The organism is Halioglobus sp. Uisw_031 (assembly GCF_047729875.1).
Taxonomy (GTDB): Bacteria; Pseudomonadota; Gammaproteobacteria; order Pseudomonadales; family Halieaceae; genus Marimicrobium.
Window position 1 is genome coordinate 634,496 of record NZ_CP159826.1, and the last position, 22,827, is coordinate 657,322.

A 22,827-nucleotide genomic window follows, 5' to 3' on the forward strand; every position below is an offset into this window, starting at 1 on the left:
ACTGTGTGACTCAATATGAAGTTAAAAACGCTATCTGGTGTTTGATTTTTTTATCTCTGTCAGGATAATACTTCTATCCCTAGCGTCCGCCGATTTTTTAGCCTGTGTTCCACTACATCATGGGATTATAATCGCTAGTGCTTGCTCAGGTTCAGGGTTTCGGCGGTATCCGCGCGAACGCGCGCGGATAGGGCTGCATCGGTTTTTAGATCGTAGCCGTAGGAGGGAATCATTTCCTTTAGTTTGGGCACCCAGTGGCCGACGAGTTGCTCGTGAAAGCAGTTCTCGAGCATGTGGACCATGATCGAGACCGCGGTCGAGGCCCCTGGCGATGCGCCTAATACAGCGACTATCGACGAGTCAGCGGAATGCACGATTTCGGTGCCGAACTCGAGCTTTCCGGTATGCGCCTTATCCTTCCGAATGATTTGTACGCGCTGCCCTGCGACCACAACTTCCCAGTCTGCAACATTCGTCTGTGGATAGAACTCACGCAGGGAATCGTAGCGGTGGGAGGCACTTTGCAGAACTTGTCCAACCAAGTACTCCTCGAGAGGAAAATTGTCGCGCGCTACCGCGAGGAGTGGCAGGATATTGTTCAACCGTACCGACTTTGGGAGATCGAAGAGCGAGCCATTTTTAAGGAATCGGGTCGAAAATCCTGCGTAGGGCCCGAACAGTAACCAGCGCTTGTCGTCTATGATGCGGGTGTCGAGATGCGGCACCGACATCGGAGGAGAGCCCTTGGCCGCCAAGCCGTAGACCTTAGCGCTGTGCTGATCAACTACTTCCGGGTTACCGCAGCGTAGCCAAAGCCCGCTCACCGGAAAGCCAGCATAACCCTTGGATTCTGGAATGCCAGACTTTTGCAGCAGCGGGAGCGCGCCCCCGCCTGCTCCGAGGAACACGTATTTCGCGTTCACGATACGCCGTGCGCCCGTTATCGCATCTTTGACAAAGAGTCGCCATCCGCCACCTGCTCTTCGCTCCAGGTCGATCACTGATTGAGAGAAGCGAACGCTGAAATCCTCCTGCTTCTGCAGATAGGCCAACAGGCTGGAAGTGAGCGCGCCATAGTTAACGTCGGTACCGTTTAGGGTGCGAGTTGCCGCCACCTTCTGGTGTGGGTCACGTCCCTCCATAATCAGGGGTGTCCACTCCGCGATCTTCGCGTGATCTTCAGAATACTCCTGACCGTGGTAACAATGATGACTACTCATCGCCGCATGACGCTTCTTGAGAAAGGCCTGATTGTCTTCACCGATAACGAAGCTCATATGAGGCACCGGCTGGATGAACTCGTTAGGGCTCGGTATTGCACCCTTTTTGACCAGATATGACCAGAATTGCAGCGACATGTCGAATTCGACGTTAACCTCTAGCGCCCTCGCGATGTCTATGCTGCCATCTGCGCCCATTGGTGTGTAGTTCAGTTCACAGTTAGCCGCATGTCCGGTACCGGCATTGTTCCACGCTCCCGAACTTTCTTGGGCCTCCCCCGGCAGCTGTTCAAGAATCTCAAGCTTTAAATGCGGCTGTAATTCTTTTAAAAAAGCTCCTAGCGTCGTGCTCATGATGCCCGCGCCGATTAAGGCTACATCGATCTCTTCTTCAGCCGTAGCCTCATTCATTAACCTCTCCTTCTAGTGCTGTGCTGTTGTGGCCTGCGTGAATCATATAAAATTTAGATAGTCATTTCAAAGGCTTAAAAGGTACATGCGCATCAGATGCCAGCACGATATAAACACGGCGCCAGGGTTGATCGTCGATGATCCTCCAGGAATGACCGCCACCGACAGTGTCCTCCGCTAGAAGTATATCACCAGTGGCGAGCTGAAAACGCTGTCCTTCTCGCGTTTCGAATTCGAGAGTCCCGCTCAAGGTGATGACTAGCTGCCGCACTGGGGCCGTGTGCCATGTTAGCGTGCCGCCCGGCTTCGTCTCGCGAAACGACGTCGTTGTGACCAACGACTCGTCGCTGAAGAGATCGCCACCAGCCGCGGGACCGAGGTCGATCATGCCTTCTTCGAACTGGGAGTTCTCGTCATCGCCAGTCCATATTCTCACGCATCGAAACACAGGGCTTTCCTCTTTGTCTGTTAGAATTGTTTTGTTATCTTTGTTGTGGCCAGTCACTAAGGCACGTGACCCCGAGCGGGTCTTGATCAGGGCCCTACGCTATTGTATGAGCTAGTCTATCGCTTTGCCATATTATTTGATTTTGGGCGATGATATCGTGTTTTTTCACAGATTAGATCAGATGTTATTGTGCAGGCTGCTTCCCCAGTGACGTCGGCTTGGGGGTTATGCTACAGGAGTTTCTTATCAGTGAGAGCTTGAGTCTGGGGTAAACCTACCTCATCGAGAGTGCTGAAAAAGTATCATTCGTGGTGGTTTTCAAGGCTCAAATATGAAACCTTATGTGTTGGATGATACGTTACGCCATGTTGCGCACTGGCTGCGGCAGCTTTAAATCTCAGACCCTTGGTTCGCAAGAGGCACTATTAATGAAGAAATCATATCTACTGCTCATCGTTTTGGTTGTTTGTCTTAGTGGTTGTTCTTTAAGTGACGCCGTCAACTCTGACGACGGCAAGTTGCCCGGCTCAGATAGAGATATACATGGCTGTATTGCCTCGGCGGGTTACTCATGGTGCGGCCGGTCTAATCAATGTGAACGACCTTGGGAGCTAGCGGAGAAGGAGGGCTTCGACAATAATCGCGAACAGTTTGAAGCATACTGCAAGGGTTGAGGGATGACAGCCTCACTGACACACCTTGCGTTGCATGTGAGGGACCTGGATGCCTGCATAGATTTTTACACGTCGTATGCTGATATGCATTTGGTTCATGATCGGGTTTCGGGCAGCAAGCGTGTGGTCTGGCTTGCCGAGAAGGAAAAAGAGATAAATTTTATACTAGTGCTCATACCAGGTGGTCCAGGGAGAGTGCAGTCGGCTGAAGATTTTTCTCATCTCGGTTTCGCTTTGGCGACTCGCGATGCGGTAGATGCTGTTGCTGAGCGCGCGAAAATAGCAGGAATTTTGGAGTGGACGCCCAGAGACGAGCCATATCCAGTGGGCTATTACTGTGGCATCAAAGATCCCGACGGTAATTTTATAGAGTTCAGTTATGGACAACCTTTGGGGCCGGGTGCATCTCTATAGCCTCCCGACGTTATCAGTCGGTCATTACGAGTAAAAGACCGAGTGGCAGGCGCTACTTTTCTACTCATTCATAGAGATCGTGTATGAGACAAGTTGAGTTTCACCGGTCGCGCGTATTGTTTCTTAATCTCATGCTGACAGTGGGTAAAGTAAGGAATTTAAGTGAATACAATTAATCCTAGGAAGTTACTCAATAGCAAATGGACTGCTGTCAATCCTAAAGAGAAGGAAAAACACTTCCTTGTAACCGAAGTCGACTTTAACGAAGAAGGAGAGCCAGTTCTTTGTCTCATAGAGGCTGTTATCTCTAGTCGTGCGGCCCCAATACAGTGGCATGAGTTAGAAGACACGAATAAATGGCTTCATGGCTGGAAATAATGAATACTGTTCGTTGGATGTTCTAACCCGTAAATTAGCGTTAGGTATTCGGTGCTGAAGCGGCGAGTCGCCAGCCAATGATTGATGTTTTATGAAATACAATTCCACCACGCTTTTTTAAGGAGAGAAATATGTCAAATGAAGGCTATCACGAGCCAATAGGCGAACTTACTGACGAAACTAGAGATATGCATAGAGCGATTACATCGCTAATGGAAGAGCTTGAAGCGGTAGACTGGTACAATCAAAGAGTTGATGCGTGTAAAAATGAAGAATTGAAGGCAATATTGGCGCATAACAGAGATGAAGAAAAAGAGCACGCGGCGATGGTCCTCGAATGGATCAGACGACAAGATCCAAGATTTGACAAAGAGTTAAAAGATTATCTCTTTACAGATAAGCCGATTACACACGAAAAATAAGCATAAAAGCCTGCAAGACTTTCCGCTTTCTAGTGATTATGCGCTGGGCGGGTCTTGCTGGTGCGCCGCGACTAACACTGCATCGCGGCTGTTTTACTTGCAGATTCATTGTGCGCTATGGGGGTGAGTATCATGCAGGTAATAGGACTAAAAAAATCTATTCCACAGCACGACAGAGCGGTTGTCGCTGAGTGATGGACTCTTTACTAGAAGAAGTAGTGAGTTGTCCTTACTGCGGAGAGTCGATCAGAGTTCTGATAGACCATCAAGAAGCGGGTCAGCAGTATATTGAGGATTGCCAAGTGTGCTGCAGGCCAATCACTTTTAGCCTGCGTGTTGATGCGATGGGCTATATGTCTGTCACCGTATACGATGAAAACGAAACAGTCTAACCCGGGGCTCAACCGGGGACTAAGAAGTTTTCGGTGGCATCGTTGCTTTCACGTTTTACGGCTGTGCGAGTGCGGCGGTTAAGGGCGTTATGTGACATGTGCCGAGTTTATAATTTTTTGATATTGACAGGACGCCTATAAGGGTGAGCTTCTTATGAAACTGATAATTCGAAATCTTGACCGCAGTACTACCGAAGGCGAAATAAAAATTCTGTTTGAGGAATATGGCACGGTGCAATCCTGTGATCTTGTGATGGATAAAGCTCTGGGTGTTTCCAAGGGGTTTGGTTTTGTGCAGATGCCAAAAGCCGCAGAGGCTAAAGTTGCGATGAAGGCTATAAACAACAAAAGTATTGGTAACAGTAAAGTCCGTGTAAAAAAGGCCGAAGACCGTACGGCGTGAGTGCGCGATTCGGTTGTGGTGTATTGACAGCATGAATACTAAACAGCCCGATAACCCTCTACACGGAATTACACTGGAGTGCATTCTTGAAAATCTTGTCGAGCACTACGGCTGGAGTGGCTTGGCTTTAAAAATCACCATCAACTGTTTCAGAAAAGATCCATCGATTAAGTCATCGCTCAAGTTTTTACGCAGAACGCCATGGGCGAGGCAAAAAGTTGAGGCATTGTATATATCAACGTTTCAAAAAAAATCTCCTTGGGCCAATTCAACGTATGGCGCAAAAAAATGAGGTTTTATCAAAAGCCGAAAAAATATTTGAGGAATGTATTTTTCTAATAAAAAAACTAAAGTTCACTAGGAAGTATTTTATGAGAGTTTTCAAGATACTTGCACTGTTGTTTTTAAATTTCTTTATTACGGCGGCTTATGCTGATGTGCTTTTGGAGACATCGTCTACATGGGAGGGCGGTAAAATAATATATCCCAAGGGTGAGCCCGAGATAACGTCGGTAATACTTACAGTTGATGAAGGTGAAGTGACGCCGTTTCACTGCCATCCGGTTCCGACGCTAGGGTATATCCTGCAAGGGAGTCTGGAGGTTGAAACAAAATCTGGGAAGAAGGTCAGATTCAATAAGGGAGAGTCAGTGGTTGAAGTGATGAGGACTGTTCACCGTGGCCATGCCATCAATGGCCCGGTCGAGGTTGTCGTTTTCTATGTAGGGGAACAGTCGACCCCCAATACTGTGCTGCCTGATAATGACCCGGAATCCATTTACTGCGATCCATAACGCAGCTACGACGCCTCTTCGGGGAAGATGTCAGGGCGCACTCATGGATGCACTGCTGGATTCCAGACCCTGCTGTTAAGGCGTCACAATATTGAATGAGGCCTCCGGCGTGTCCAGCAGAGCAAAAAATTTCACTAGACCTAGCTTGCTGCCCTCAATAGAAATATCGTCCGAAAATAGTATGTCGCTTGCTCCCGCGCCTCCCGTCAGCATCTGTACAAAGAGCGCATGTGTGATATAAATACTCGCGTCTGCATTGGGTGAGGGACTTCCTTTGTGCTGGTGGAGGACGGCATTTTCTAACTCCAGGACGTAGTTCTCTTCTAGGTCGGTAAAGGTGATGTTCAAGACGAAGGTCTCGCCGTCTGCCTTAGGCCCGTTAAGCATGACCGCCATAAGCTCAAAGAATTGATCAACGGGCGTCTCTTCGATCAGGTCAATCGCGTTGGAGAGGTCGAGGCCTGCTGCAGGAGCGCCCTGCCGTAGCTCGAGTGCGCCTGTAAGGTACACGTCGCGCCAGGGGCCTGACTCCGCCATGTAGGCCATTTGATCGTAGGTTTGCGCTAATAAAGCTTTGGCTGCTTTATTGTCCGGTTCTGCAAACACCAGATGATTGAGCAACTCTGCAACCCAACGATACTCGCCTTCAGCGAAGTCTGTTCTGGCCTGTTTCATGATGGCGTCACTGCCGCCCATCATCTCAACATAGCGTTCAGCTGACATTCGCGGTGGCAAGGGGTCGAGGTTGGCCGGGTTGCCGTCATACCAGCCAAAGTACATCTGGTATACGGCTTTGGCATTGTGCTTTAGCGTGCCGTAGTAGCCACGATTAGAAAAGCTGGTGCGCAGTGCCTCGGGCATTTCTAGTAAATCGGCGATCTCTCTCGGTGTGTGACCACTAGCAGCCAGGCGTAGGGTCTGATCGTGAATGTACCGGTACATATCGCGTTGCTTCTTCAAGAAATCGATGATCGTCTCATTGCCCCACAGGGGCCAGTGATGACTGCCAAAATACACCTCAGTATCCGGAAATAATTCGATGGCCTCGTTAATGTAGTGGCTCCATTTGCGGGCATCACGCACCTTGGCACCACGCAGGGTATAGAGGTTATGCATATTACGAGATACGACTTCGGCGCCGCAGAAGGCTTTCAGTTCTGGTAGGTAAAAAGTCAGCTCAGCCGGCGCTTCGGAGCCCGCCGCATTTTGGAAAATGAACTCAACCCCGTCGATGATGGTCGACTCTCCAGTGGTATCGATAATGTGGGTAGGCGCAGCTATACCGGGGCTGCCAAAGGCAGGGCCTTTTCCAAGCCCAGATCCAATGTGGCCTTTTGCAGAGTGTTCTAGCTGGCTGCCGTACATGTACATAGAGCGCCGACTCATGGTGCTGCCCACGATAACGTTTTCACTAGTAGCCTCATCCATGAACCCAGCCGGGGCAAAAATCTCTGTGTTGTCTTCAGCACCTAGAACGGATGCTACCCCGCCGAAGTGATCTATATGGGAGTGGGTGAAAATAATCGCTGAAACTGGCTTGTTCCCGAGGTGTTCTCTGGCAAAAGCAATTGCGGCAGCAGCGGTTTCCTTGGAGGTCAGTGGATCTACGATGATCCACCCGGTTTGCCCTTCGATAATACTCATATTGGAGAGATCGAAGCCACGCAATTGGTATACGCCCTCAGTGACCTCATAAAGCCCGTGATTATTATTCAGTGTGGCCTGACGCCACAGGCTGGGATTAACGGTATCTGGGGCCTCGCCTTGTATAAAATCGTAGGAGGGCATATCCCAGACAATGGAATCCCCGGGGCCCGCTACCTCAAGCGCTGTTGGCACAGCGATGAGACCTCGGCGTGCATCTTCGAAGTCCGTCTGGTCGCCGAGATTCAATTCCTTTCGAACTTTAGCGTTAGCGAAGATCGTGGCGTTGGTAGCTGGCGTATTGCCCTGAGCGCCTATTGTAGTATCTGTGGGCTGCTCTCTCTCACACGCTAACAGTAGTGCAAGAAGAGCAAAAATCAGAAGCCCTTTTCCGAACCTTAGGACTTTGGGCATGGAGTTTCTCCTGGTTTGAGATTCAATGGCGAATCGAAATGATAGGATAAGATTTTAAGCCAGTCGCTGGCAGCTGTTTGCCTTGCTCTTAAGCAGGAAAAGCACCGAGCTAAACATTAGGTGTGCAACACGATAGTATAGAGCCGCGGTATACTGTCAAGCTGTATGGTGAGGTGATGAGTCGCGCTATCATGCGGTGACACCGTTGAAATGTTGTTCAGGATTTGTATTGATATGAAAGTGTCTCTTTTCGGTGCTACTGGTAATTTGGGTAGGGAATGTCTCGACCAATGTTTGCAGGCCGGTCATGACATGACCGTACTAGTGCGCAGCCCAGAAAAACTGCCGGATGGATTGCGAGACGCCATTACCGTTATCAAGGGTGACGGCTTGATCGCTGAGGATGTTGCCCGTGCTATTCCATCCGGGACAGATGCAATTCTGTTTGCGATAGGGGTTGATGAAAGAACCTCGCCACCTGATCTGTGTACAGATGTTACGCGTCATATTCTAGCCGTTATGCGCAAGCAGCAGAGCCTGAAGCTGGTCTGGTGTGGCGGTGGTAGTAATATTCGTGTAGACGATGTAATGACGTTTGGGGCACGATTTGTGCGCTGGTTCTCGGAAACCTTTCTCAGGCATCGACATGCAGACAAAGAGCATCAGTTGAATCTTTTAGATGAGAATACGGATCTCTGCTGGATGGGAGTGCGGCCACTGCAGATGAGACCCGGGGTAAAGAAGGGTGAGTATCGACTGGGCTACAACGCATTCAGTGGCTTATCCAGCATTTCCTTTGCCGACTGCGCGCACGCCATGGTGGAAATGCTTGAAGATGACACATGGCGAGGTCGGGTGCCGATTGTGCAGTACTAGTCGCCAGTCGCTTGGCGGTGTTACCGTTATGGGTCATTGCAATATAAGTCCTCAGTAAACCTAAAAATAGGAAACAGTGAAATGACAGAGCTGGCGAGTGCGATGAAGGCCTGTACAAAATCTAACAGTGCGACCCCTGAGCACCTCATCGCCGAAGGTTGCTTCATTAGCGAGTTATCGAACTCCGCAGATGATCCCGATATCTCTATCGCACGAGCACGTCTGGAGCCAGGCAAGACAACTCGGTGGCATTATTTACAGGGGACGGGTGAGCGTTATGTTGTCCTTGAGGGTTCTGGTCTAGTGGAGATTGATGATCTCAAGCCAAATCATGTCAGCGTTGGAGATGTAGTGCTGATTCCGCCTGAGGCGCACCAGCGCATCACTAACACGGGCTCTAGTGACCTGGTATTTCTGGCGATCTGTTCACCTCGTTTTTCCGAGGCTGTATACGTTGATAGTGAGGATTGAACAGCACATCGCCTTTGAGACAATGTCGCCTTGGCATACTGGAGAAAAGTTATGTCTGAGAAATTTGAAAAGCTTGATCACTCGCATAAAGTGTTTATCCAGCAGCAGCATCTGTACTTTGTGAGTACAGCGGGCGCAGAGGGTTATGTCAATGTATCACCTAAGGGCATGGACAGTTTTCGTATTCTTGACGATTCTACTGTTGCCTGGTTGAACCTGACTGGGAGTGGCAATGAGACGGCCGCACATGTCCTGGAAAACGGCCGTATGACAGTTATGTTTTGTTCTTTCGGCAAGCAGCCACTGATTATGCGTCTCTATGGTCAGGCGGTGGCGATTCATCCTCGTGACGAGCGCTGGGATGAATTATCAGCGCTGTTCCCTTCCTATACGGGAGCACGCCAAGTTTTTTCCTTGAGTATAGAGCTAGTGCAGACCTCTTGCGGTTACGCTGTGCCTTATTTCAGACTAGAGGGAGAGAGGCCCACGCTGACTAAGTGGGCTGATAACCATGGTGAAGCCGGCATAAGTGACTACTGGATGGAGAAGAATGCTAAGAGTCTGAATGATACAGACACTGGAATATGATGAAGACAGGTCAGCCCTAGAAAGCCCAGCTCGCTGCTCACAATCACGTCTCTAGAGGAGTTTGGCGTTCGAAAATTTAATGTAATATCATTTATTTTCATGCCGACTTGATACTCTGAACAGAGGCTAGGCACCACGTTTACTAATTAGTGAGGAGCACCACCAACATGATAAAGAAGTTAATTGCATTCGTTCTAGTGCTGGTGGTGGGTGTTTACATCGGATTTCAGTTGCCCCGTGGTGCCGGCCTTGTAGCCGCGATAACGAGTGTTGGAAGTAGTCATGAGTCAAACTATACCGGATTAAAATCAAATCAGGCGATGATCGATTTTAAGGCTATGTTCGATCGCACGCATCAAATGGTGTTGGATGAGGCACAAACACAGCAAGAGGCTATAGAGGGCATGCGCTGGTTGCTGCGGGTGATGGCGATGAGTGCTGAAGTGGCGGCTGATGGTAATCCGCGCTATCCGCATTTTCAGCAAATGGATACGCTAGTTCGCAAGGTCGGTGGTGATAATCCGGACGCCGAGTATCATAATGTTCAGATTGATGGGCAGTATGATTATATTATTACGGGGATCCGAGGGACTGTCCCCTATATTGGGTTTACGATCACGGGGGGTAAAGGTATGACCCCGCGCCGCCAAGTTGGGTATATCAACGACCTCGAATTGAATGTTGATGAACAGGGCAACTTCACGTTGCTGCTTACCAAAGAACAGCCAGATCTTGATGCTTACGGGAACTCTGCTGGTCCGGCCAACTGGATACAAATACCTGAAGATGCCTCTGGCATTTTGGTTAGAGAATACATTGCCGACCGCAGCGTTGAAGTGCTGCCGACACTGTCAATCGAGATACTGGGAGAGAAACCACCGTTTGTGCCGCCCACTGATGATGACATTGCCAACGCATTGATCGGTACAAGCTATGCATTTTTAAAGCTGTCAACGCTGCACAAATACGTGCTGCCTGAATTGCTGGAGGAAAAAAACAGGTTCATCCAAACCACCTCCGAGTCACTGGGTGGCGCAATCAGTAGTGCAGATAATTTATATATGGTGGGAAGTTATCAACTGGCTCAAGATGAAGCACTGGTGGTTCGGGTTGAGCCCCCGCAATCGCGGTATTGGAACTTCACCTTAGAATCTCGTTGGCACGAAACAACCGATTATTTGCATCGTCCCGTATCGCTAACGCTAGAAGAAGTGACTTATGAGAGTGATGGCAAGGTTGAATTTGTGATTGCTCATCAAAATCCTGGGCACCCAAATTGGCTCGATACCAGTGGTCAAGAGTTTGGGTTCATGACCTTCCGATGGCTGGGCAGTAAAGGCGACAACATTCCCATGCCGGATGTTAAAGTAGTCAAGCTTAGTGATTTGTAGAACCTGTCGCCGCGTTTCGCTTCCGTAGTACATATGCCAGCGGAGATATGTGTTGGTCACAGTAGCGCTAACGCTTAGGCCTTCAACTGTGGTGCCAGACCAAAACACGAGTCTCAGTCCAGAGCTGACCATTGACGATCTGGATACAGCTCGACAACAGGCGCATAGAGCCACTCATCCCGATAGGCTTTGCGCGCAAGATATTGCAGTAATTTTTCATCATCCAGGGTCCGCGCTTCAATGGCAGTGACAAGCGCCTGCTGCGCCTGCGTCACACCAGCAAAACGGTGGCCCAGCAACTCACCTATTTCTTCACGCTCGGTGTCGTTCAAGGTGGCACTAAAACGCGAACGCCGGTCTAGGCATTCTATAAGTCTTGCCGCGTCCTGGGCTCTTGAATGAGCAAACGCATTGTCAACCCGTGGCAAAACATCGCGCCGTAAACTATCGGCGGCTGTGCTCACGAGTAGATCGGCCCGTGCCGTTGTGGTTGGCATTTCGGGACGCGCAATGCGTATACCCATCGCATCGGCAATGCCTTCACAGGTGGCTCGGTCAGTAACATAGCGATAACACAGATACCACGCGAGCGGCTCCTGCTGCGGCGGTTTGGCACACACTGCGTGAATTCCCACCATGCCGCGTACGTTTTGCTGAATGCGGTAATACTGCGCTGAGAAACGCTGATAGGGTAAACCCGATTCCTGCTCGTACAATTTGAACAGCCCGTCAAGACCGCCGCAGGGGTTCCAGAACTCACGCACACAGATATTGCCCAGATCCTCCATCGGGTCGCCCCAGTGACCCCACTCCCAGTCAACGACTACGCTGACCTTATTCTGCTGAAACATAAAATTAACCGGGCCGGTGTCGCCCTGAACCAAAGCCATTTGCGGCACCTCCAGAGGCACGTGCTGCCGCAGCCATTGGACCGCATAAGTCATTAGCGGATCAGTGTAGTTGTCCAAAAAGCGTTTAAAGTTGCGCAGTTGGAGATCGAGGTCTCCCAGCGCCAGTTCTGCCGCGGTCTGCGGTTTCGCGCCCAACACCTTATCAAGGCCAAGCGTATCAGTGTTGAGGCGGTGCAAGCGCGCTATGATTTTGATGAAGTCCTGCATAATCGCTCGCTGACGTGCCGTGTCTTCTAGCTTATCAATGTCCGAGCGACCCGCGTCTCGCGCAAGCAACGCAGCGCAATGGTCATCACTCCAGGCATACAGCCTTGGCGCCGGAATATCAGTGTCCTCAAGCGCTTGACAGATCATAGCTTCTTTATAGAGTGACGCTGCACTTCCCTTAATCGGGTTTCGGTCCAAGCGGAGGAATCCTTCCGTCACGTGGCCTCCGGGTGCGGTAATGTCCACTACCCATGCTTCCCTGCGCGCAAGGTGCCGCTCCAGACGTGTAATAGAGCCACCACCACTTTGTTCCACCCATTCATAGAGACCATGGGGTAAGTCATGAAAAATTTTACTCATCCTTCAGTCTCGCTCTAGATCGCGCATTTGACACGTTTATAGCCTGATGATGATGACAACAACAAGCATTTGCCGCCAAATATGCTGTAGCGACCAGATTGTTAGTCTAATGCCTTAGGCCCCTGTTGTTGCGCAACTGGCCCCGGAGATCTTAATAGGCCTTGTTGTTAACAATCGTGAGCTTAGACCCCTAGGTCTGGTAACTGTGGGCCGTAATCCGTATATTTTGCGTATTGTTGGGCAGCGTTACCGTGGCGTTGTTTTTTTCCCACTGAATGTGTGCCTATTATGAAAACGCTCGCCGAAAGATTCCCTCGTCCAGATTTAGTCAACCGGATTAATTTAATGGCCAAGACAGTCGGCGGAGCGGCTGAATTAATCAGCCTCGAAGCCAACGAAATGATTGAGGCCAGCCGCCGTGTCACTGGGTTAAGTGATTTTGGTGAGCGTATTGATGGTGATTGGCAGGGCCGATTGAAGGGCTTGGTTGCAAGCCTAGATGCCGAAGCTGATTTAAATGTTATGGGCCGACTTCAAGTGCGACAAGAGATTTTACGTTGTTTGCAAAGCCGACTATATCTCACTAAAAAAATCACCGAGCAGCCCGAAATCCTGAATGAAGAAATTGTTGAGCCGTTTATTATTACCGGCACAGGACGTTCGGGCACCACAATTACGCTTGAGTTGCTCAGCCAGGATGTAGACTCACTGGCACCCATCGCATGGAAGGCTTTTCACCCCACCGATGACTTGGGTGACGAAGCAACCCTGTTGCGGCTCACTGAGTGTGAGCAAGACTTATGGCTAGATGTCTGCCCGCAAATGGCCGCCATACATGAGTTGCGTTCGGACATTCCGGATGAGTGCATCGGTGTTCAAAAGCCCTCTTTTGGTGGCATGCTTTGGTGGGTGCTTCATGACGTACAAACGTTTCCAATGGATCCTGAGGCGGCGATGAAATACCAAAAAGTTGTTATGCAGGTGATGCAGTTCGAACACAGGAAAAAACATGCGGGTAACAAAGTGCCGCACTGGGTACTAAAAACACCAACGTATCTACCGATGCTTGATTTGGTATTCTCGATGTATCCTGACGCTTGGATTATCCTGAACCACAGAGATCCATTAAAAACAGTGCCTTCTGGTATGTCGACTCTAGCGGCCACTCGGTACATGCGTAGTGATAGAGAGGGTTCAGAGCAGTTGCTAGAGCTTGCGGGTAATGCCAGAAATGACATGATGATGGATGTGTATCGAAGGAGACAAGCTGGCGAACTCCCACAACGTTTTATCGACTTACATTTTAGTGATTTAATGAGGGATCCGGTGAAAGCATTAGAAGGGGTTTATCGCCAAGCAGGAAAGGCTTTCAGTCAAGATTATCAACGTGCGATTACAGGATATTTGGCGCAGAAGCCAAAAGGTAAACATGGGAAGCACCAGTACTTGCCAGAAGACTGGGGCATGGATACTGAAACGTTAGAGCAACAAGCCCAAGACTACATAGAGAGTTATCAGGTTGAGAAAGAGTCATAAGTAGGCGCTGGCTACTACTGTAGCAGATGGAAGCCGACCCCGTGGTCGAGAATTAGTTGACCACTGCACGCACCGAGATCGCTGTCCAACTGCTAGGCCGATGAGTCCGGTGTTCTTTCATGCAGGCGATCACGCTTATGCATTATTTCGAATGCAAAATAGCAGCAAATAAGATAAGACAAAATGGGGAAAATGTATGTTATGGCGTTAGTATATTAGGATATACAGTGCAACATAAAAACTTTTTTAAGACTTATCGATCATAAGGGTAATCATGTCAGAAATTGTATTTACGAGTGACGAGCGCGATATTATTTGTCGCAAGATACAGCTTTATTTGCACGAGGAGCTCGATCAGGAAGTAGGGCAGTTCGATGCGGGTTTCTTGTTGGATTTTTTTGCCGAGGAAATTGGAGCCTATTTTTACAATCGGGGTTTGTATGACGCCCAAGGTATTTTGGCAAGCCGCATGGAAAATATCGCTGAAGCAATTTATGAAATTGAAAAGCCGACACAGTTTATCAAGTAGCATTGCACCGGCTCAGCGGGCTGAGGAAGCGGTGTCTGCGTTGCACGAACCTGGCGCTCAATGCATCAATTAGAGGATTTTTTATGAGTTTGCGGCGTGGCGTTCTGGCACTGTTATTGTTGGTTGTTCTGTCCTCGGCATTGTTCCTAGTTTATGCCCTGAATATTTACACAGCGGTACCGGTAGAGCCTGAGTGGGCAGTGTTAGGTGCCGATCCTATACCGGAGGATGCGGTGACGGTGCGCTTTAGCGGCACAGCGACCTTGTTGTTTAGTGACGGCGAGACACAATGGATGACGGATGGGTGGTTTAGTCGCCCTGGTCCCCTGCGTTTGTTATTGGGAAAAATTGCGCCGGATCTGTCGAACATAGAGCGGGGTCTGGCGGACAATCATGTTGTTGAATTGGCGGCGGTGTTGCCGGTGCACTCTCATTATGATCACGCTATGGATGCGCCAGAGGTTGCCAGGCGCACTGGCGCGTTATTACTTGGTTCGGAGTCCACGGCCAATATTGGCCGTGGATGGGGGCTGCCCGAGTCGCAGATACAGGTGCTGGTAGACCGCGAACCTGTGCAGTTGGGGAAGTTTGTGATTACGCCGATTGAATCCCGACATTTTGAGTTTCCCGACCCAGCGATTCGCGAGCGTGCGCTGGGAAACCCAGAGCTTACCGTGCCTTTGGTGCCACCGGTGCGCGTGTTTGATTACCGCGTGGGTACCGCGTGGGTCCTGCATGTCAGTCACCCCAAGGGAAGTTGGTTAATAGTGGGTAGTGCGGGTTATGTGGAGGGCGCATTGCAGGGTCTGGACGCTGATATTGTCTTTCTCGGCGTCGGTGGTTTGGGGTCGCAAACAGCCGATTACCGCGAGACGTTCTGGCGCGAGACAGTGGATGCCACCGCACCCACGCATATTATCCCTATTCATTTTGACAGTCTCACAGGGCCGGCGGAAGGCCCGTTTAGGGGGCCGGTCCAGGCAGTGACTTTCATTTCCGGGGGGCAGGAAGATACTCGGTTATTTCTGCATGATAAGGCAGCCGACAATCCTGAATTACACTTTAGTACGCTGCCTCGTTTTGAGGAGGTGGTGTTGTTCGAGTGATCGCATGATGCTGGGCGTTCGCTGTCAGACAAAAGCCCCGTGGACATACCATTGCTGGGTCAGGCGGTCACGAAACACCCAGTAGCGTTGGCCGCCCTTATCTGCCGCGATGTAATAATCCCTACTCACCGGCTCTTGCCACCAGTTGTCCTCAATCCGTTCTGGTCCACATACCATGCTTAGGGCGCCGTTCCAGTACAGATTTTTGCCGTGTTGGCGTAGTTCTTTGGGTTGTGGCATCAACCAGAAGGGGCGCTGGGCGCAGTGTGGACTTGGGCTATGTTCATTCCCAGGATGGTCGTTGCTGACCAGCATCGCAAACTCTGGCAGGTGCTCGTCCCGACAACCGAGCTTTTTAACGGCCTGTAATCCCAGTCGGTTGCGCAGCCGGTCTAGCAGGGCAGCCAGAGGTTCACGCTGGTTGTGGGGGTTGAACAGATCGATACTTTCCTGCTGGCCGGGTTGCAGTTGCGGACACGCCAGGGCTAGGCCTTCTACGCTGTTGGTCAGATTCAGTTGTTCAAAGCGAAGACAGGTGAGCTGGTGCCAGTTTTTCCAGTCACTGTGGCTGCTGGCACTGCGCACACAGATATTCTGTAGTTTTTTATCACTGCTGATTAGCTGCCAGTTAATTTCACTGGTCTGCAGTTGGGTGTTGCGCAGAAAATAACACAATGACTGCAGCAGTTGTTGCACGGCGGGGGTTAGCTCATGGTTGGTTTTTACCTCGTAGCCAAACCAATATTCATCTTTGAAGCTCGAGGGGGGGCAGTAGTCTGTCTGCAGGTCTTCTCGCTGGCCCATAAGCTGTTGTAGAAAATGGGTAAACGCTTTGCCACAGCGCCGGCCCAGTGCCGCAGGTGGCAGCGCGAGCACATCACCCACTGTGTGCAGGCCTGCCCGGCGTAGAGAGTTCACGGTAGCAGTGAATTCTTTCAGGAGATTCAGGGGCAGGGGGCTCAGCCGTTGTTCCAGTGGTTGCTGTATCGCCATGGCCGTGACTCTGGGAGCAAAGGACAGTAGCCAGGCGGCTTTGGGCGTCGGCGCCAGTCCGTGATGTGCGCAATAGCCGCGGCTGCTGATGCCCATGGCCACTTCTGCTAGCAGAGCATCCAGCCCTTGGTACAGACTTAGGCAGCCCTCGATTTCCAGCTGCAGACAGTCGAATTGCCAGGTGTAAAGGGTAGGAGTGATGCTATAAGCCCAGCAGCACAGTTGCTGCAGGCAGCGTTGTTCCGCCTGCTTGTCTCGTTCCAGCAAGCGGATCGGCTCTTCGCCTGCGAGTGCCCGTACCGTCGCGGCACCCATGCCCTGACGTATTCCTAGGGCGGCGGCACAGTCATTGATACGAATCACGCGCTGTGCGGCCATGACTGCCACGGGCTGTTGTTCACAGTGGCTCAGGCATTGCAGAGGTAGCTGGTCAAAGCGCAGGCACAGCCAAAGGCTCACAATTTTTTCCCTCGAGTAGTGGCCTGTAAACGGCAAAGACAACATTTTTATGATAGCAATAATACTGTATATACATACAGTATTATTGCTATCTATTTCTCTGCCGGCAGCGATAAAGCACCACTTTTGTGGTGTCTGGGCCACATTCTGTACCCTTAATTGTTACCTTAGGTGACAAATTGGTGCACGAATTAGAACTTTGGATCACTGCTTTAGATCACTATTTATGTACAATATTTAATGAATAATATGCAGAATCGAGGTTGTGATTGATCTGCGATGGGTAGATAGTAGTAACATATTCTTTGAGTTATGTTACTTAAAGTTACATGCGGGAGATCTACTGATGAAAGTTTTATTAATGACTGTCCTGATCTGTCTGGCATTCAATGCCTCTGCTGACTGTCCTGTTAAGAGGCCGGGCGAGTTGCCCGTGTTGCCTGATGGCGCAGTCGCCAGTGATGAAGTAATGTACAGGGGGCAGTTGGCGGCAGAAAAGTACCTGCTGCATGCGGAGGCCTACATAGGATGTGACGTAATGGGCCCTCAGCAACACCTAATTTTGGTCGCAAAAGTCGAAGACTTTTCTCGAGTTTACAATGATGAAGTCATTGAATTCCAGGTTCGCTCCAATCTCCTTGCAGAGAAATAGGACTCGTACTCTCCAGCAGGTAAGTGAAGATGAGTGTGATTAGGAAACCTACAACCTCTATGGCGGGCGGATAAACAAGCGTGCATGGGCAATTAAGTCGCCGCAGGCTACACGCCCATTGCAGGACTGTGTTGGCTATTAGCTGTCCAGACCGGTAATTCCCATAGTTGTGGTTGCAGTAGCTCATCTTTTGCGGGAGATAGATCCACGTCGATGGACTGGTTGCCGCCACGTTGCTTGAGTATGTGTACTTTGCGGTACTCGCGCATCTGCATGCGCAGGCTGGAGGGAGCGCTGTTGTGGTGTGCCTGGTTGGGGCGAAACAGTACGGCCAGGCTATTCCCATTGGCGGCCGCCAATTGTAGTTTGCGCAATTCGCTGTAGCTGTAGTCTTGTGCGCCCAGCCAGCTGAATACTGCGCTGCAGGTGGTACTGCGCAGAGCTTGTTCGGTCGCCCATAAACGCTCCTGACGATTTTTAGGATGGACCATCAAAATCTGTTGGGTGTCGATACCTCGAGCGGCCAAAAGTGGGGCATAGGGTGTATAGGGTGGAGCGATAAATACTTGCCAGCGGCCCTGGTCACTAAGGCGCTCCATGGCGGGCAGGAACAGGCCCATGGCGCCCAGCCCACAGCCGTCGCTTAGCAACTCAATGGTACCGTCCAGAGGCCAGCCGCCCTGCTGCAATTGTGCATCCAGTGCTGCATGGCCAGAGGAAAGGCTCGAAGAGCCGTTGCAATCGCTATTCGCTGAAATACTCTGACCCTGAAAGTGGGGGGGGCGCCCACGCCAAGTGTCGTTGCGATTGATAATCTGTTCCAGCATCTCATTCATAGCCTGCACCTCGGGGTTGTCTGTCTATAAAACTGTATATACATACAGTAGTATTGAAAAAGACAGAATGCAAGCTATGAATGACGGGGTTGGGAGCTGTCGAATTCTATAATAGGCCAGAAAACAAGCGAGTACTTAATTAGCCCGGCATAGCGTGATGACCAGACGTGAGAGATTATCCCAGGGTTTGCCGTCAGCAAAACCTTTGATACTGCCGTCCGCTCGAGCGGCCTGCTCCAGCAGCAAAGATAACGAGTGCGTGTTGTGGCGCGTTAGCGCGGCCTGCATCAAGGGCATGCGATTTTGCCATACGCGCCGAGAGCTGAGCGCCTGCTGTGTACTTTGACCGCTGTCGCAATCCAGTTGTGCTTCGTAAAGAGTCCGAATCTCCCGGACTAAGGCCCACAATACCACTGGGGGCTCCGTACCTGCTGCGCGAAGTCCATACAGCATGCGCAAGCTGACGCTGGCGTTGCCTTTCAGGGCGTTATCGGCCATGTCGAACAGGTTGTAGCGGGCATTGTCGGATACCGCTTCGGTGACCGTTTGCATCGTAATTTTAGAATCTGCTGCCAACAGTTTCAGTTTTTCAACTTCCTGCACCGCGGCCAACAGGTTGCCCTCCATCCGCTCACACAGCAACCGCAGGGCATCGTCATCGATACTCATGCCAGCGTTGCGGACTCTTTGTTGCAGCCAGCGGGGCAGATTCTTGGCATCCACCGGCCACACCTGGACAGTGACACCCGCCTTGTCGAGGGCCTTATACCACTTGCTATTGGTCGATTGTTTGTCAATTTTTCCCGACACAATCAGCAGTACATCGTCGCCGCTGGCGATGTCTAGATATTCGCACAGGGCTTTGCTGCCTTCCGCTCCTGGCTTGCCACTGGGTAGACGCAGCTCAATCAGCTTGCGATCGGCAAACAGTGACATGTTAGAAGCGCTATGCAGGATATCCTGCCAGTTGAAATTAGAGACGCCCCCTTCGATAATCTCACGTTCGTTACAATTCTCTGCTCGTGCTTTCTGGCGAATTTGGTCACAGCACTCCTGCAATAACAGGGGCTCATCGCCACTCACCAGATAGACAGGAAGAAGTTTTTGCTGCAGATGGTCGGCCAGTTTCTCGGGGTATAGGCGCATGACTGACTATTGCGCCGGGACAGAGGCTGGTGTTGTCGTTGGAAGTGAAGCGGGTGTCGAGTACTGGAAACTGGCAGCGTAAAAACTAATACGCCGCATGATCTGTGCGGCCAGTTCAGTGCTCATTTCGCCCTGGATCAGCCGAACTTCCGCGGCCTTGCCGACCACATTACGCGGGTTATTTTCCATTTGCTTAACCACCAGCACAGTGGTTAGCGGCATAATTTCCTCGTTGCGGGCATCGACTATCCTAAATTTCGAGCTCATGGTGAGTTCGAGTTCGGCGACTCGGGCCTCGGAGTTGAGAGAAAGATTGCGTTGTTTAAAGAGCTCTGGACTCAGCACCAGCCTGAAAGTGGCATTTTCACGATCGGTCCACTGCACATCATTGGCGGCAAGCTGTGACACCACGTCCCGGCTGAAGTCACTGTTTGGGCTGTTAGTGACCAGATACATACTCTTCCATGCTTCCGGTATGGCCATGCTGCCCAGACCACGCAGTTGGAATCCGCAGGCAGCAAGTAGACAGGTCATGACAAAAATTAAGCTGTATTGGCTAAGGCGACTGTCCATGGTGAGTCTCATCGTCAGGGGTTAGTTGGCCACGATATTAATGAGTTTGCCCGGCACTACAATAACTTTACGCACGGTGAGTTCTTCCAAAAAACGCCCCACGTTCTGCTGCGAACGTGCCAGCGATTCTACGGTATCCTTATCGGCATCGACGGGGACTTCTATTCTCGCGCGTACTTTGCCGTTCACCTGAACGACTATTTCGATGCTGTCGCGGGGAAGAGCGCCTTCGTCAACACGGGGCCAAGGGGCATTGAGAATATCACCCTTGCCACCGAGGATCGGCCACAGTGCGTGACACACATGGGGCACAATGGGATTGAGCATCAACACGATAGCGTGGAGAGCCTCGTCAATTATGCTACGACTGGATTCATCGTTGTCCAGTTTGCCCAGTTCGTTGCACAGCTCCATGATCGCGGCGATGGCCGTATTAAATGTCTGACGGCGACCATAATCGTCACTCACCTTGGCAATGGTTTCATGCGTTTTGCGGCGGGTATTTTTTTGTTGATCGTTCAGGGCGGCTATGTCCAGCGCCAAGACAGGACCGGATGCAGTGTGTATAGCCGCCATTTTCCAAAGTCGTTTGAGGAATCGGTTGGCACCCTCCACACCTGAGTCTGACCACTCCAGAGATTGCTCTGGAGGCGCCGCGAACATGCTGAACAGGCGCACAGTGTCGGCACCGTAGCGATCAATCAACGACTGCGGGTCGACGGTGTTGCCCTTGGATTTGGACATTTTGACGCCGTCTTTCAGTACCATTCCTTGAGTCAGCAAACGGATGAATGGCTCATCAGAATTCACCAGCCCCTCGTCCCGCATCAGCTTGTGGAAAAAGCGCGAGTACAGCAGATGGAGGATAGCGTGTTCGATACCACCCACATACTGGTCTACCGGGGCCCAATAATCCGCCTCGGCATCCAGCATAGTTTGGTTATTATTGGCGCAAGCGTAGCGTGCATAGTACCAAGAGGATTCCATGAAAGTATCGAAGGTGTCGGTTTCTCGGATGGCATCTTTGCCGCAACGAGGACAATGGGTTTGGTAAAATTCAGGCATCTGTTTGAGGGGAGAGCCCTCTCCCACAAATTTGATGTCGGTGGGCAGGACGACCGGCAAGTCCTCGGCAGGGACAGCAACCGCACCGCAGCTGTCACAGTTAATAATGGGAATGGGTGCGCCCCAATAGCGCTGGCGTGAGACGCCCCAGTCCCGCAGGCGAAAGTTTACAGAACGCTTTCCCTTGCCCTCAGCCTCAAGGCGATCGGCGATAGTCGAAAAGGCCTGCTGGAAATCCAGACCGTCGAATTCGCCTGAATTGACCAGCACCCCCTTTTCAGTAAACGCGCCAAGGCTAAGATCACACGCTTGATCGTTGGCAGGGGAGATGACCTGCGCGATGGGTAGGTCGTAGCGTGTCGCAAACTCCCAGTCGCGCTGATCGTGACCGGGCACTGACATGACGGCACCCGAGCCATAACTCATGAGTACGAAATTGGCGGCCCAAACAGGCAGCTCTTTGCCGGTTATGGGGTGGGTGGCCATTAGACCGGTCGCCATGCCCACCTTTTCCATGGTAGCCATGTCGGCTTCGGCGACCTTGATGTTGCCCTGTGACTCGATGAAAGCAGCCAGTTCCGGCTTGCCTTTAGCCGCTGCTCTGGCCAGAGGATGCTGGAGTGCGACGGCCAGGTAGGTCACGCCCATCAGTGTGTCTGGGCGGGTAGTGTAAACACTCAGTGTCGTGCCATCAGCGAGGGTGAAATCCAGATCCACTCCTTCGGAGCGGCCGATCCAGTTGCGCTGCATGGTGCGCACCTGCTCCGGCCACTGGTCCAGTTTGTCTAGGTCAGCTAACAGTTGTTCGGCGTAGTCGGTTATCTTAATGAACCACTGGTCGATCTCGCGCCGTTCCACCGGAGTATCACAGCGCCAGCAACAGCCGTTGACGACCTGTTCGTTAGCCAGCACGGTCTGGTCGGTTTCACACCAGTTGACCTCGGCCTTTTTCTTGTATGCCAACCCTTTTTCAAACAGGCGGGTAAAAAACCACTGTTCCCAGCGGTAGTATGTTGGATCGCACGTGGCCAGCTCTCGGTCCCAGTCGTAGGCGAAACCTAGCCGCTGCAGTTGTGTTCGCATGTAATCGATGTTCTGGGCAGTCCACTGCGCCGGTGGAACGTTATTCTTGATAGCCGCGTTTTCCGCAGGCAGGCCAAAGGCATCCCAGCCCATGGGTTGCAGGACATTCTTGCCTTGCATGCGCTGATAGCGAGCGATCACGTCGGCAATGGTGTAGTTGCGTACGTGCCCCATGTGCAGCTGACCGCTGGGGTAGGGAAACATGGCGAGGCAATAGAATTTTTCTCGCGTATCGTCCTGTTTTACGGCGAAGCTATTGCTTGAAAGCCATTGTTCCTGTGCGACCTTTTCCAGAGTCTGTGGGTTGTAGTGCTGATCCATTACGAGTTACGCGAAGCGTCCTTGGTATGAGGTGAGAAATCGAACGAATTGCAATCTCTTATGAGGCTGCTGCGAGCGAAAATTAAGCGTGGATTCTAGCAGTTATTGTG

Annotated in this window: 25 protein-coding genes; 16 read left to right on the top strand and 9 right to left on the bottom strand. The window is 51.1% G+C overall.

Annotated features, from left to right (window positions below):
- Positions 1 to 134 precede the first annotated feature (134 nt).
- Positions 135 to 1,631: a malate dehydrogenase (quinone) gene (gene mqo / locus ABXT62_RS02855; protein ID WP_415357037.1), complete on the bottom strand. Its 1,497-nt coding sequence runs from the start codon at positions 1,629 to 1,631 to the stop codon at positions 135 to 137.
- 61 nt (positions 1,632 to 1,692) lie between these two features.
- The gene (locus tag ABXT62_RS02860; RefSeq protein ID WP_415357038.1) at positions 1,693 to 2,079 is read right to left on the bottom strand and encodes a cupin domain-containing protein; all 387 of its coding nucleotides are present in this window, start codon (positions 2,077 to 2,079) and stop codon (positions 1,693 to 1,695) included.
- 428 nt (positions 2,080 to 2,507) lie between these two features.
- Here ABXT62_RS02860 and ABXT62_RS02865 point away from each other — a divergent pair, with 428 nt between their 5' ends.
- From ABXT62_RS02865 to ABXT62_RS02900, 8 genes are all read left to right on the top strand, one after another.
- Positions 2,508 to 2,753, top strand: a complete 246-nt coding sequence (locus ABXT62_RS02865) for a hypothetical protein (RefSeq protein WP_415357039.1) — start codon at positions 2,508 to 2,510, stop codon at positions 2,751 to 2,753.
- 3 nt (positions 2,754 to 2,756) lie between these two features.
- A complete protein-coding gene (locus tag ABXT62_RS02870; protein WP_415357040.1) occupies positions 2,757 to 3,167 on the top strand; it encodes a VOC family protein in 411 nt (136 codons plus the stop codon).
- 162 nt (positions 3,168 to 3,329) lie between these two features.
- Entirely contained in the window at positions 3,330 to 3,545 is a 216-nt protein-coding gene (locus ABXT62_RS02875) for a TIGR02450 family Trp-rich protein (protein WP_415357041.1), read from the top strand.
- 131 nt (positions 3,546 to 3,676) lie between these two features.
- Positions 3,677 to 3,967: an encapsulin-associated ferritin-like protein gene (locus tag ABXT62_RS02880; RefSeq protein WP_415357042.1), complete on the top strand. Its 291-nt coding sequence runs from the start codon at positions 3,677 to 3,679 to the stop codon at positions 3,965 to 3,967.
- A 194-nt stretch (positions 3,968 to 4,161) separates the two neighbouring features.
- Complete coding sequence (locus ABXT62_RS02885; protein WP_415357043.1) at positions 4,162 to 4,359, top strand: CPXCG motif-containing cysteine-rich protein; 198 nt, start codon at positions 4,162 to 4,164, stop codon at positions 4,357 to 4,359.
- A gap of 154 nt (positions 4,360 to 4,513) precedes the next feature.
- On the top strand, positions 4,514 to 4,762 hold the full coding sequence (locus tag ABXT62_RS02890) for an RNA recognition motif domain-containing protein (protein ID WP_415357044.1): 249 nt from the start codon (positions 4,514 to 4,516) through the stop codon (positions 4,760 to 4,762).
- 31 nt (positions 4,763 to 4,793) lie between these two features.
- The gene (locus ABXT62_RS02895; RefSeq protein WP_415357045.1) at positions 4,794 to 5,054 is read left to right on the top strand and encodes a VF530 family DNA-binding protein; all 261 of its coding nucleotides are present in this window, start codon (positions 4,794 to 4,796) and stop codon (positions 5,052 to 5,054) included.
- Positions 5,055 to 5,133: 79 nt separating this feature from the next.
- Positions 5,134 to 5,556 carry a cupin domain-containing protein gene (locus ABXT62_RS02900; RefSeq protein WP_415357046.1) on the top strand — a complete coding sequence of 141 codons (423 nt, stop codon included), beginning with the start codon at positions 5,134 to 5,136 and terminating at the stop codon, positions 5,554 to 5,556.
- A gap of 75 nt (positions 5,557 to 5,631) precedes the next feature.
- Here the strand turns inward: ABXT62_RS02900 and ABXT62_RS02905 are convergent, their stop codons facing one another.
- The gene (locus tag ABXT62_RS02905) at positions 5,632 to 7,614 is read right to left on the bottom strand and encodes an alkyl/aryl-sulfatase (protein ID WP_415357047.1); all 1,983 of its coding nucleotides are present in this window, start codon (positions 7,612 to 7,614) and stop codon (positions 5,632 to 5,634) included.
- Between the two features lie 234 nt (positions 7,615 to 7,848).
- Between ABXT62_RS02905 and ABXT62_RS02910 the strand changes: the two genes are divergently transcribed.
- The 4 genes from ABXT62_RS02910 to ABXT62_RS02925 all read left to right on the top strand — a co-directional run bounded on the left by ABXT62_RS02910 (position 7,849) and on the right by ABXT62_RS02925 (position 10,940).
- Positions 7,849 to 8,490 (top strand): NAD(P)-dependent oxidoreductase, encoded by a 642-nt coding sequence (locus tag ABXT62_RS02910; protein WP_415357048.1) that lies wholly within the window; start codon positions 7,849 to 7,851, stop codon positions 8,488 to 8,490.
- 81 nt (positions 8,491 to 8,571) lie between these two features.
- Positions 8,572 to 8,961 (top strand): cupin domain-containing protein, encoded by a 390-nt coding sequence (locus tag ABXT62_RS02915; RefSeq protein WP_415357049.1) that lies wholly within the window; start codon positions 8,572 to 8,574, stop codon positions 8,959 to 8,961.
- Positions 8,962 to 9,012: 51 nt separating this feature from the next.
- Positions 9,013 to 9,549: a pyridoxamine 5'-phosphate oxidase family protein gene (locus tag ABXT62_RS02920; RefSeq protein WP_415357050.1), complete on the top strand. Its 537-nt coding sequence runs from the start codon at positions 9,013 to 9,015 to the stop codon at positions 9,547 to 9,549.
- 167 nt (positions 9,550 to 9,716) lie between these two features.
- The gene (locus ABXT62_RS02925) at positions 9,717 to 10,940 is read left to right on the top strand and encodes a DUF1214 domain-containing protein (protein ID WP_415357051.1); all 1,224 of its coding nucleotides are present in this window, start codon (positions 9,717 to 9,719) and stop codon (positions 10,938 to 10,940) included.
- A 113-nt stretch (positions 10,941 to 11,053) separates the two neighbouring features.
- On the opposite strand, the gene ABXT62_RS02930 is transcribed toward ABXT62_RS02925, so the two are convergent.
- The gene (locus ABXT62_RS02930; protein ID WP_415357052.1) at positions 11,054 to 12,418 is read right to left on the bottom strand and encodes a phosphotransferase; all 1,365 of its coding nucleotides are present in this window, start codon (positions 12,416 to 12,418) and stop codon (positions 11,054 to 11,056) included.
- 288 nt (positions 12,419 to 12,706) lie between these two features.
- Here ABXT62_RS02930 and ABXT62_RS02935 point away from each other — a divergent pair, with 288 nt between their 5' ends.
- The 3 genes from ABXT62_RS02935 (at position 12,707) to ABXT62_RS02945 (ending at position 15,589) form a co-directional block, all read left to right on the top strand.
- Positions 12,707 to 13,954 carry a sulfotransferase family protein gene (locus ABXT62_RS02935; RefSeq protein ID WP_415357053.1) on the top strand — a complete coding sequence of 416 codons (1,248 nt, stop codon included), beginning with the start codon at positions 12,707 to 12,709 and terminating at the stop codon, positions 13,952 to 13,954.
- A gap of 274 nt (positions 13,955 to 14,228) precedes the next feature.
- A complete protein-coding gene (locus tag ABXT62_RS02940; RefSeq protein ID WP_415357054.1) occupies positions 14,229 to 14,483 on the top strand; it encodes a DUF2164 domain-containing protein in 255 nt (84 codons plus the stop codon).
- Between the two features lie 83 nt (positions 14,484 to 14,566).
- Complete coding sequence (locus ABXT62_RS02945; RefSeq protein ID WP_415357055.1) at positions 14,567 to 15,589, top strand: MBL fold metallo-hydrolase; 1,023 nt, start codon at positions 14,567 to 14,569, stop codon at positions 15,587 to 15,589.
- A gap of 24 nt (positions 15,590 to 15,613) precedes the next feature.
- Here the strand turns inward: ABXT62_RS02945 and ABXT62_RS02950 are convergent, their stop codons facing one another.
- Positions 15,614 to 17,041, bottom strand: a complete 1,428-nt coding sequence (locus ABXT62_RS02950) for a Y-family DNA polymerase (RefSeq protein WP_415357056.1) — start codon at positions 17,039 to 17,041, stop codon at positions 15,614 to 15,616.
- A 346-nt stretch (positions 17,042 to 17,387) separates the two neighbouring features.
- Here ABXT62_RS02950 and ABXT62_RS02955 point away from each other — a divergent pair, with 346 nt between their 5' ends.
- The gene (locus ABXT62_RS02955; RefSeq protein ID WP_415357057.1) at positions 17,388 to 17,693 is read left to right on the top strand and encodes a hypothetical protein; all 306 of its coding nucleotides are present in this window, start codon (positions 17,388 to 17,390) and stop codon (positions 17,691 to 17,693) included.
- Positions 17,694 to 17,800: 107 nt separating this feature from the next.
- Here ABXT62_RS02955 and imuA read toward each other — a convergent pair whose 3' ends face one another.
- The 4 genes from imuA to leuS form a co-directional block, all read right to left on the bottom strand.
- On the bottom strand, positions 17,801 to 18,529 hold the full coding sequence (gene imuA / locus ABXT62_RS02960) for a translesion DNA synthesis-associated protein ImuA (protein WP_415357058.1): 729 nt from the start codon (positions 18,527 to 18,529) through the stop codon (positions 17,801 to 17,803).
- Positions 18,530 to 18,664: 135 nt separating this feature from the next.
- On the bottom strand, positions 18,665 to 19,675 hold the full coding sequence (gene holA / locus ABXT62_RS02965) for a DNA polymerase III subunit delta (RefSeq protein WP_415357059.1): 1,011 nt from the start codon (positions 19,673 to 19,675) through the stop codon (positions 18,665 to 18,667).
- Positions 19,676 to 19,681: 6 nt separating this feature from the next.
- On the bottom strand, positions 19,682 to 20,248 hold the full coding sequence (gene lptE / locus ABXT62_RS02970) for an LPS assembly lipoprotein LptE (protein WP_415357060.1): 567 nt from the start codon (positions 20,246 to 20,248) through the stop codon (positions 19,682 to 19,684).
- A 21-nt stretch (positions 20,249 to 20,269) separates the two neighbouring features.
- Entirely contained in the window at positions 20,270 to 22,717 is a 2,448-nt protein-coding gene (gene leuS, locus ABXT62_RS02975) for a leucine--tRNA ligase (RefSeq protein WP_415357061.1), read from the bottom strand.
- Positions 22,718 to 22,827: the final 110 nt, after the last annotated feature.

Coding starts and splice junctions, on each gene's coding strand:
- imuA (WP_415357058.1), bottom strand. CDS start 18,529: ATGAATGAGATGCTGGAACAGATTATCAATCGCAACGACACTTGGCGT.
- lptE (WP_415357060.1), bottom strand. CDS start 20,248: ATGGACAGTCGCCTTAGCCAATACAGCTTAATTTTTGTCATGACCTGT.
- mqo (WP_415357037.1), bottom strand. CDS start 1,631: ATGAATGAGGCTACGGCTGAAGAAGAGATCGATGTAGCCTTAATCGGC.
- leuS (WP_415357061.1), bottom strand. CDS start 22,717: ATGGATCAGCACTACAACCCACAGACTCTGGAAAAGGTCGCACAGGAA.
- ABXT62_RS02885 (WP_415357043.1), top strand. CDS start 4,162: ATGGACTCTTTACTAGAAGAAGTAGTGAGTTGTCCTTACTGCGGAGAG.
- ABXT62_RS02880 (WP_415357042.1), top strand. CDS start 3,677: ATGTCAAATGAAGGCTATCACGAGCCAATAGGCGAACTTACTGACGAA.
- ABXT62_RS02910 (WP_415357048.1), top strand. CDS start 7,849: ATGAAAGTGTCTCTTTTCGGTGCTACTGGTAATTTGGGTAGGGAATGT.
- ABXT62_RS02925 (WP_415357051.1), top strand. CDS start 9,717: ATGATAAAGAAGTTAATTGCATTCGTTCTAGTGCTGGTGGTGGGTGTT.
- ABXT62_RS02935 (WP_415357053.1), top strand. CDS start 12,707: ATGAAAACGCTCGCCGAAAGATTCCCTCGTCCAGATTTAGTCAACCGG.
- ABXT62_RS02905 (WP_415357047.1), bottom strand. CDS start 7,614: ATGCCCAAAGTCCTAAGGTTCGGAAAAGGGCTTCTGATTTTTGCTCTT.
- holA (WP_415357059.1), bottom strand. CDS start 19,675: ATGCGCCTATACCCCGAGAAACTGGCCGACCATCTGCAGCAAAAACTT.
- ABXT62_RS02920 (WP_415357050.1), top strand. CDS start 9,013: ATGTCTGAGAAATTTGAAAAGCTTGATCACTCGCATAAAGTGTTTATC.
- ABXT62_RS02955 (WP_415357057.1), top strand. CDS start 17,388: ATGAAAGTTTTATTAATGACTGTCCTGATCTGTCTGGCATTCAATGCC.
- ABXT62_RS02900 (WP_415357046.1), top strand. CDS start 5,134: ATGAGAGTTTTCAAGATACTTGCACTGTTGTTTTTAAATTTCTTTATT.
- ABXT62_RS02870 (WP_415357040.1), top strand. CDS start 2,757: ATGACAGCCTCACTGACACACCTTGCGTTGCATGTGAGGGACCTGGAT.
- ABXT62_RS02865 (WP_415357039.1), top strand. CDS start 2,508: ATGAAGAAATCATATCTACTGCTCATCGTTTTGGTTGTTTGTCTTAGT.
- ABXT62_RS02940 (WP_415357054.1), top strand. CDS start 14,229: ATGTCAGAAATTGTATTTACGAGTGACGAGCGCGATATTATTTGTCGC.
- ABXT62_RS02945 (WP_415357055.1), top strand. CDS start 14,567: ATGAGTTTGCGGCGTGGCGTTCTGGCACTGTTATTGTTGGTTGTTCTG.
- ABXT62_RS02915 (WP_415357049.1), top strand. CDS start 8,572: ATGACAGAGCTGGCGAGTGCGATGAAGGCCTGTACAAAATCTAACAGT.
- ABXT62_RS02890 (WP_415357044.1), top strand. CDS start 4,514: ATGAAACTGATAATTCGAAATCTTGACCGCAGTACTACCGAAGGCGAA.
- ABXT62_RS02930 (WP_415357052.1), bottom strand. CDS start 12,418: ATGAGTAAAATTTTTCATGACTTACCCCATGGTCTCTATGAATGGGTG.
- ABXT62_RS02895 (WP_415357045.1), top strand. CDS start 4,794: ATGAATACTAAACAGCCCGATAACCCTCTACACGGAATTACACTGGAG.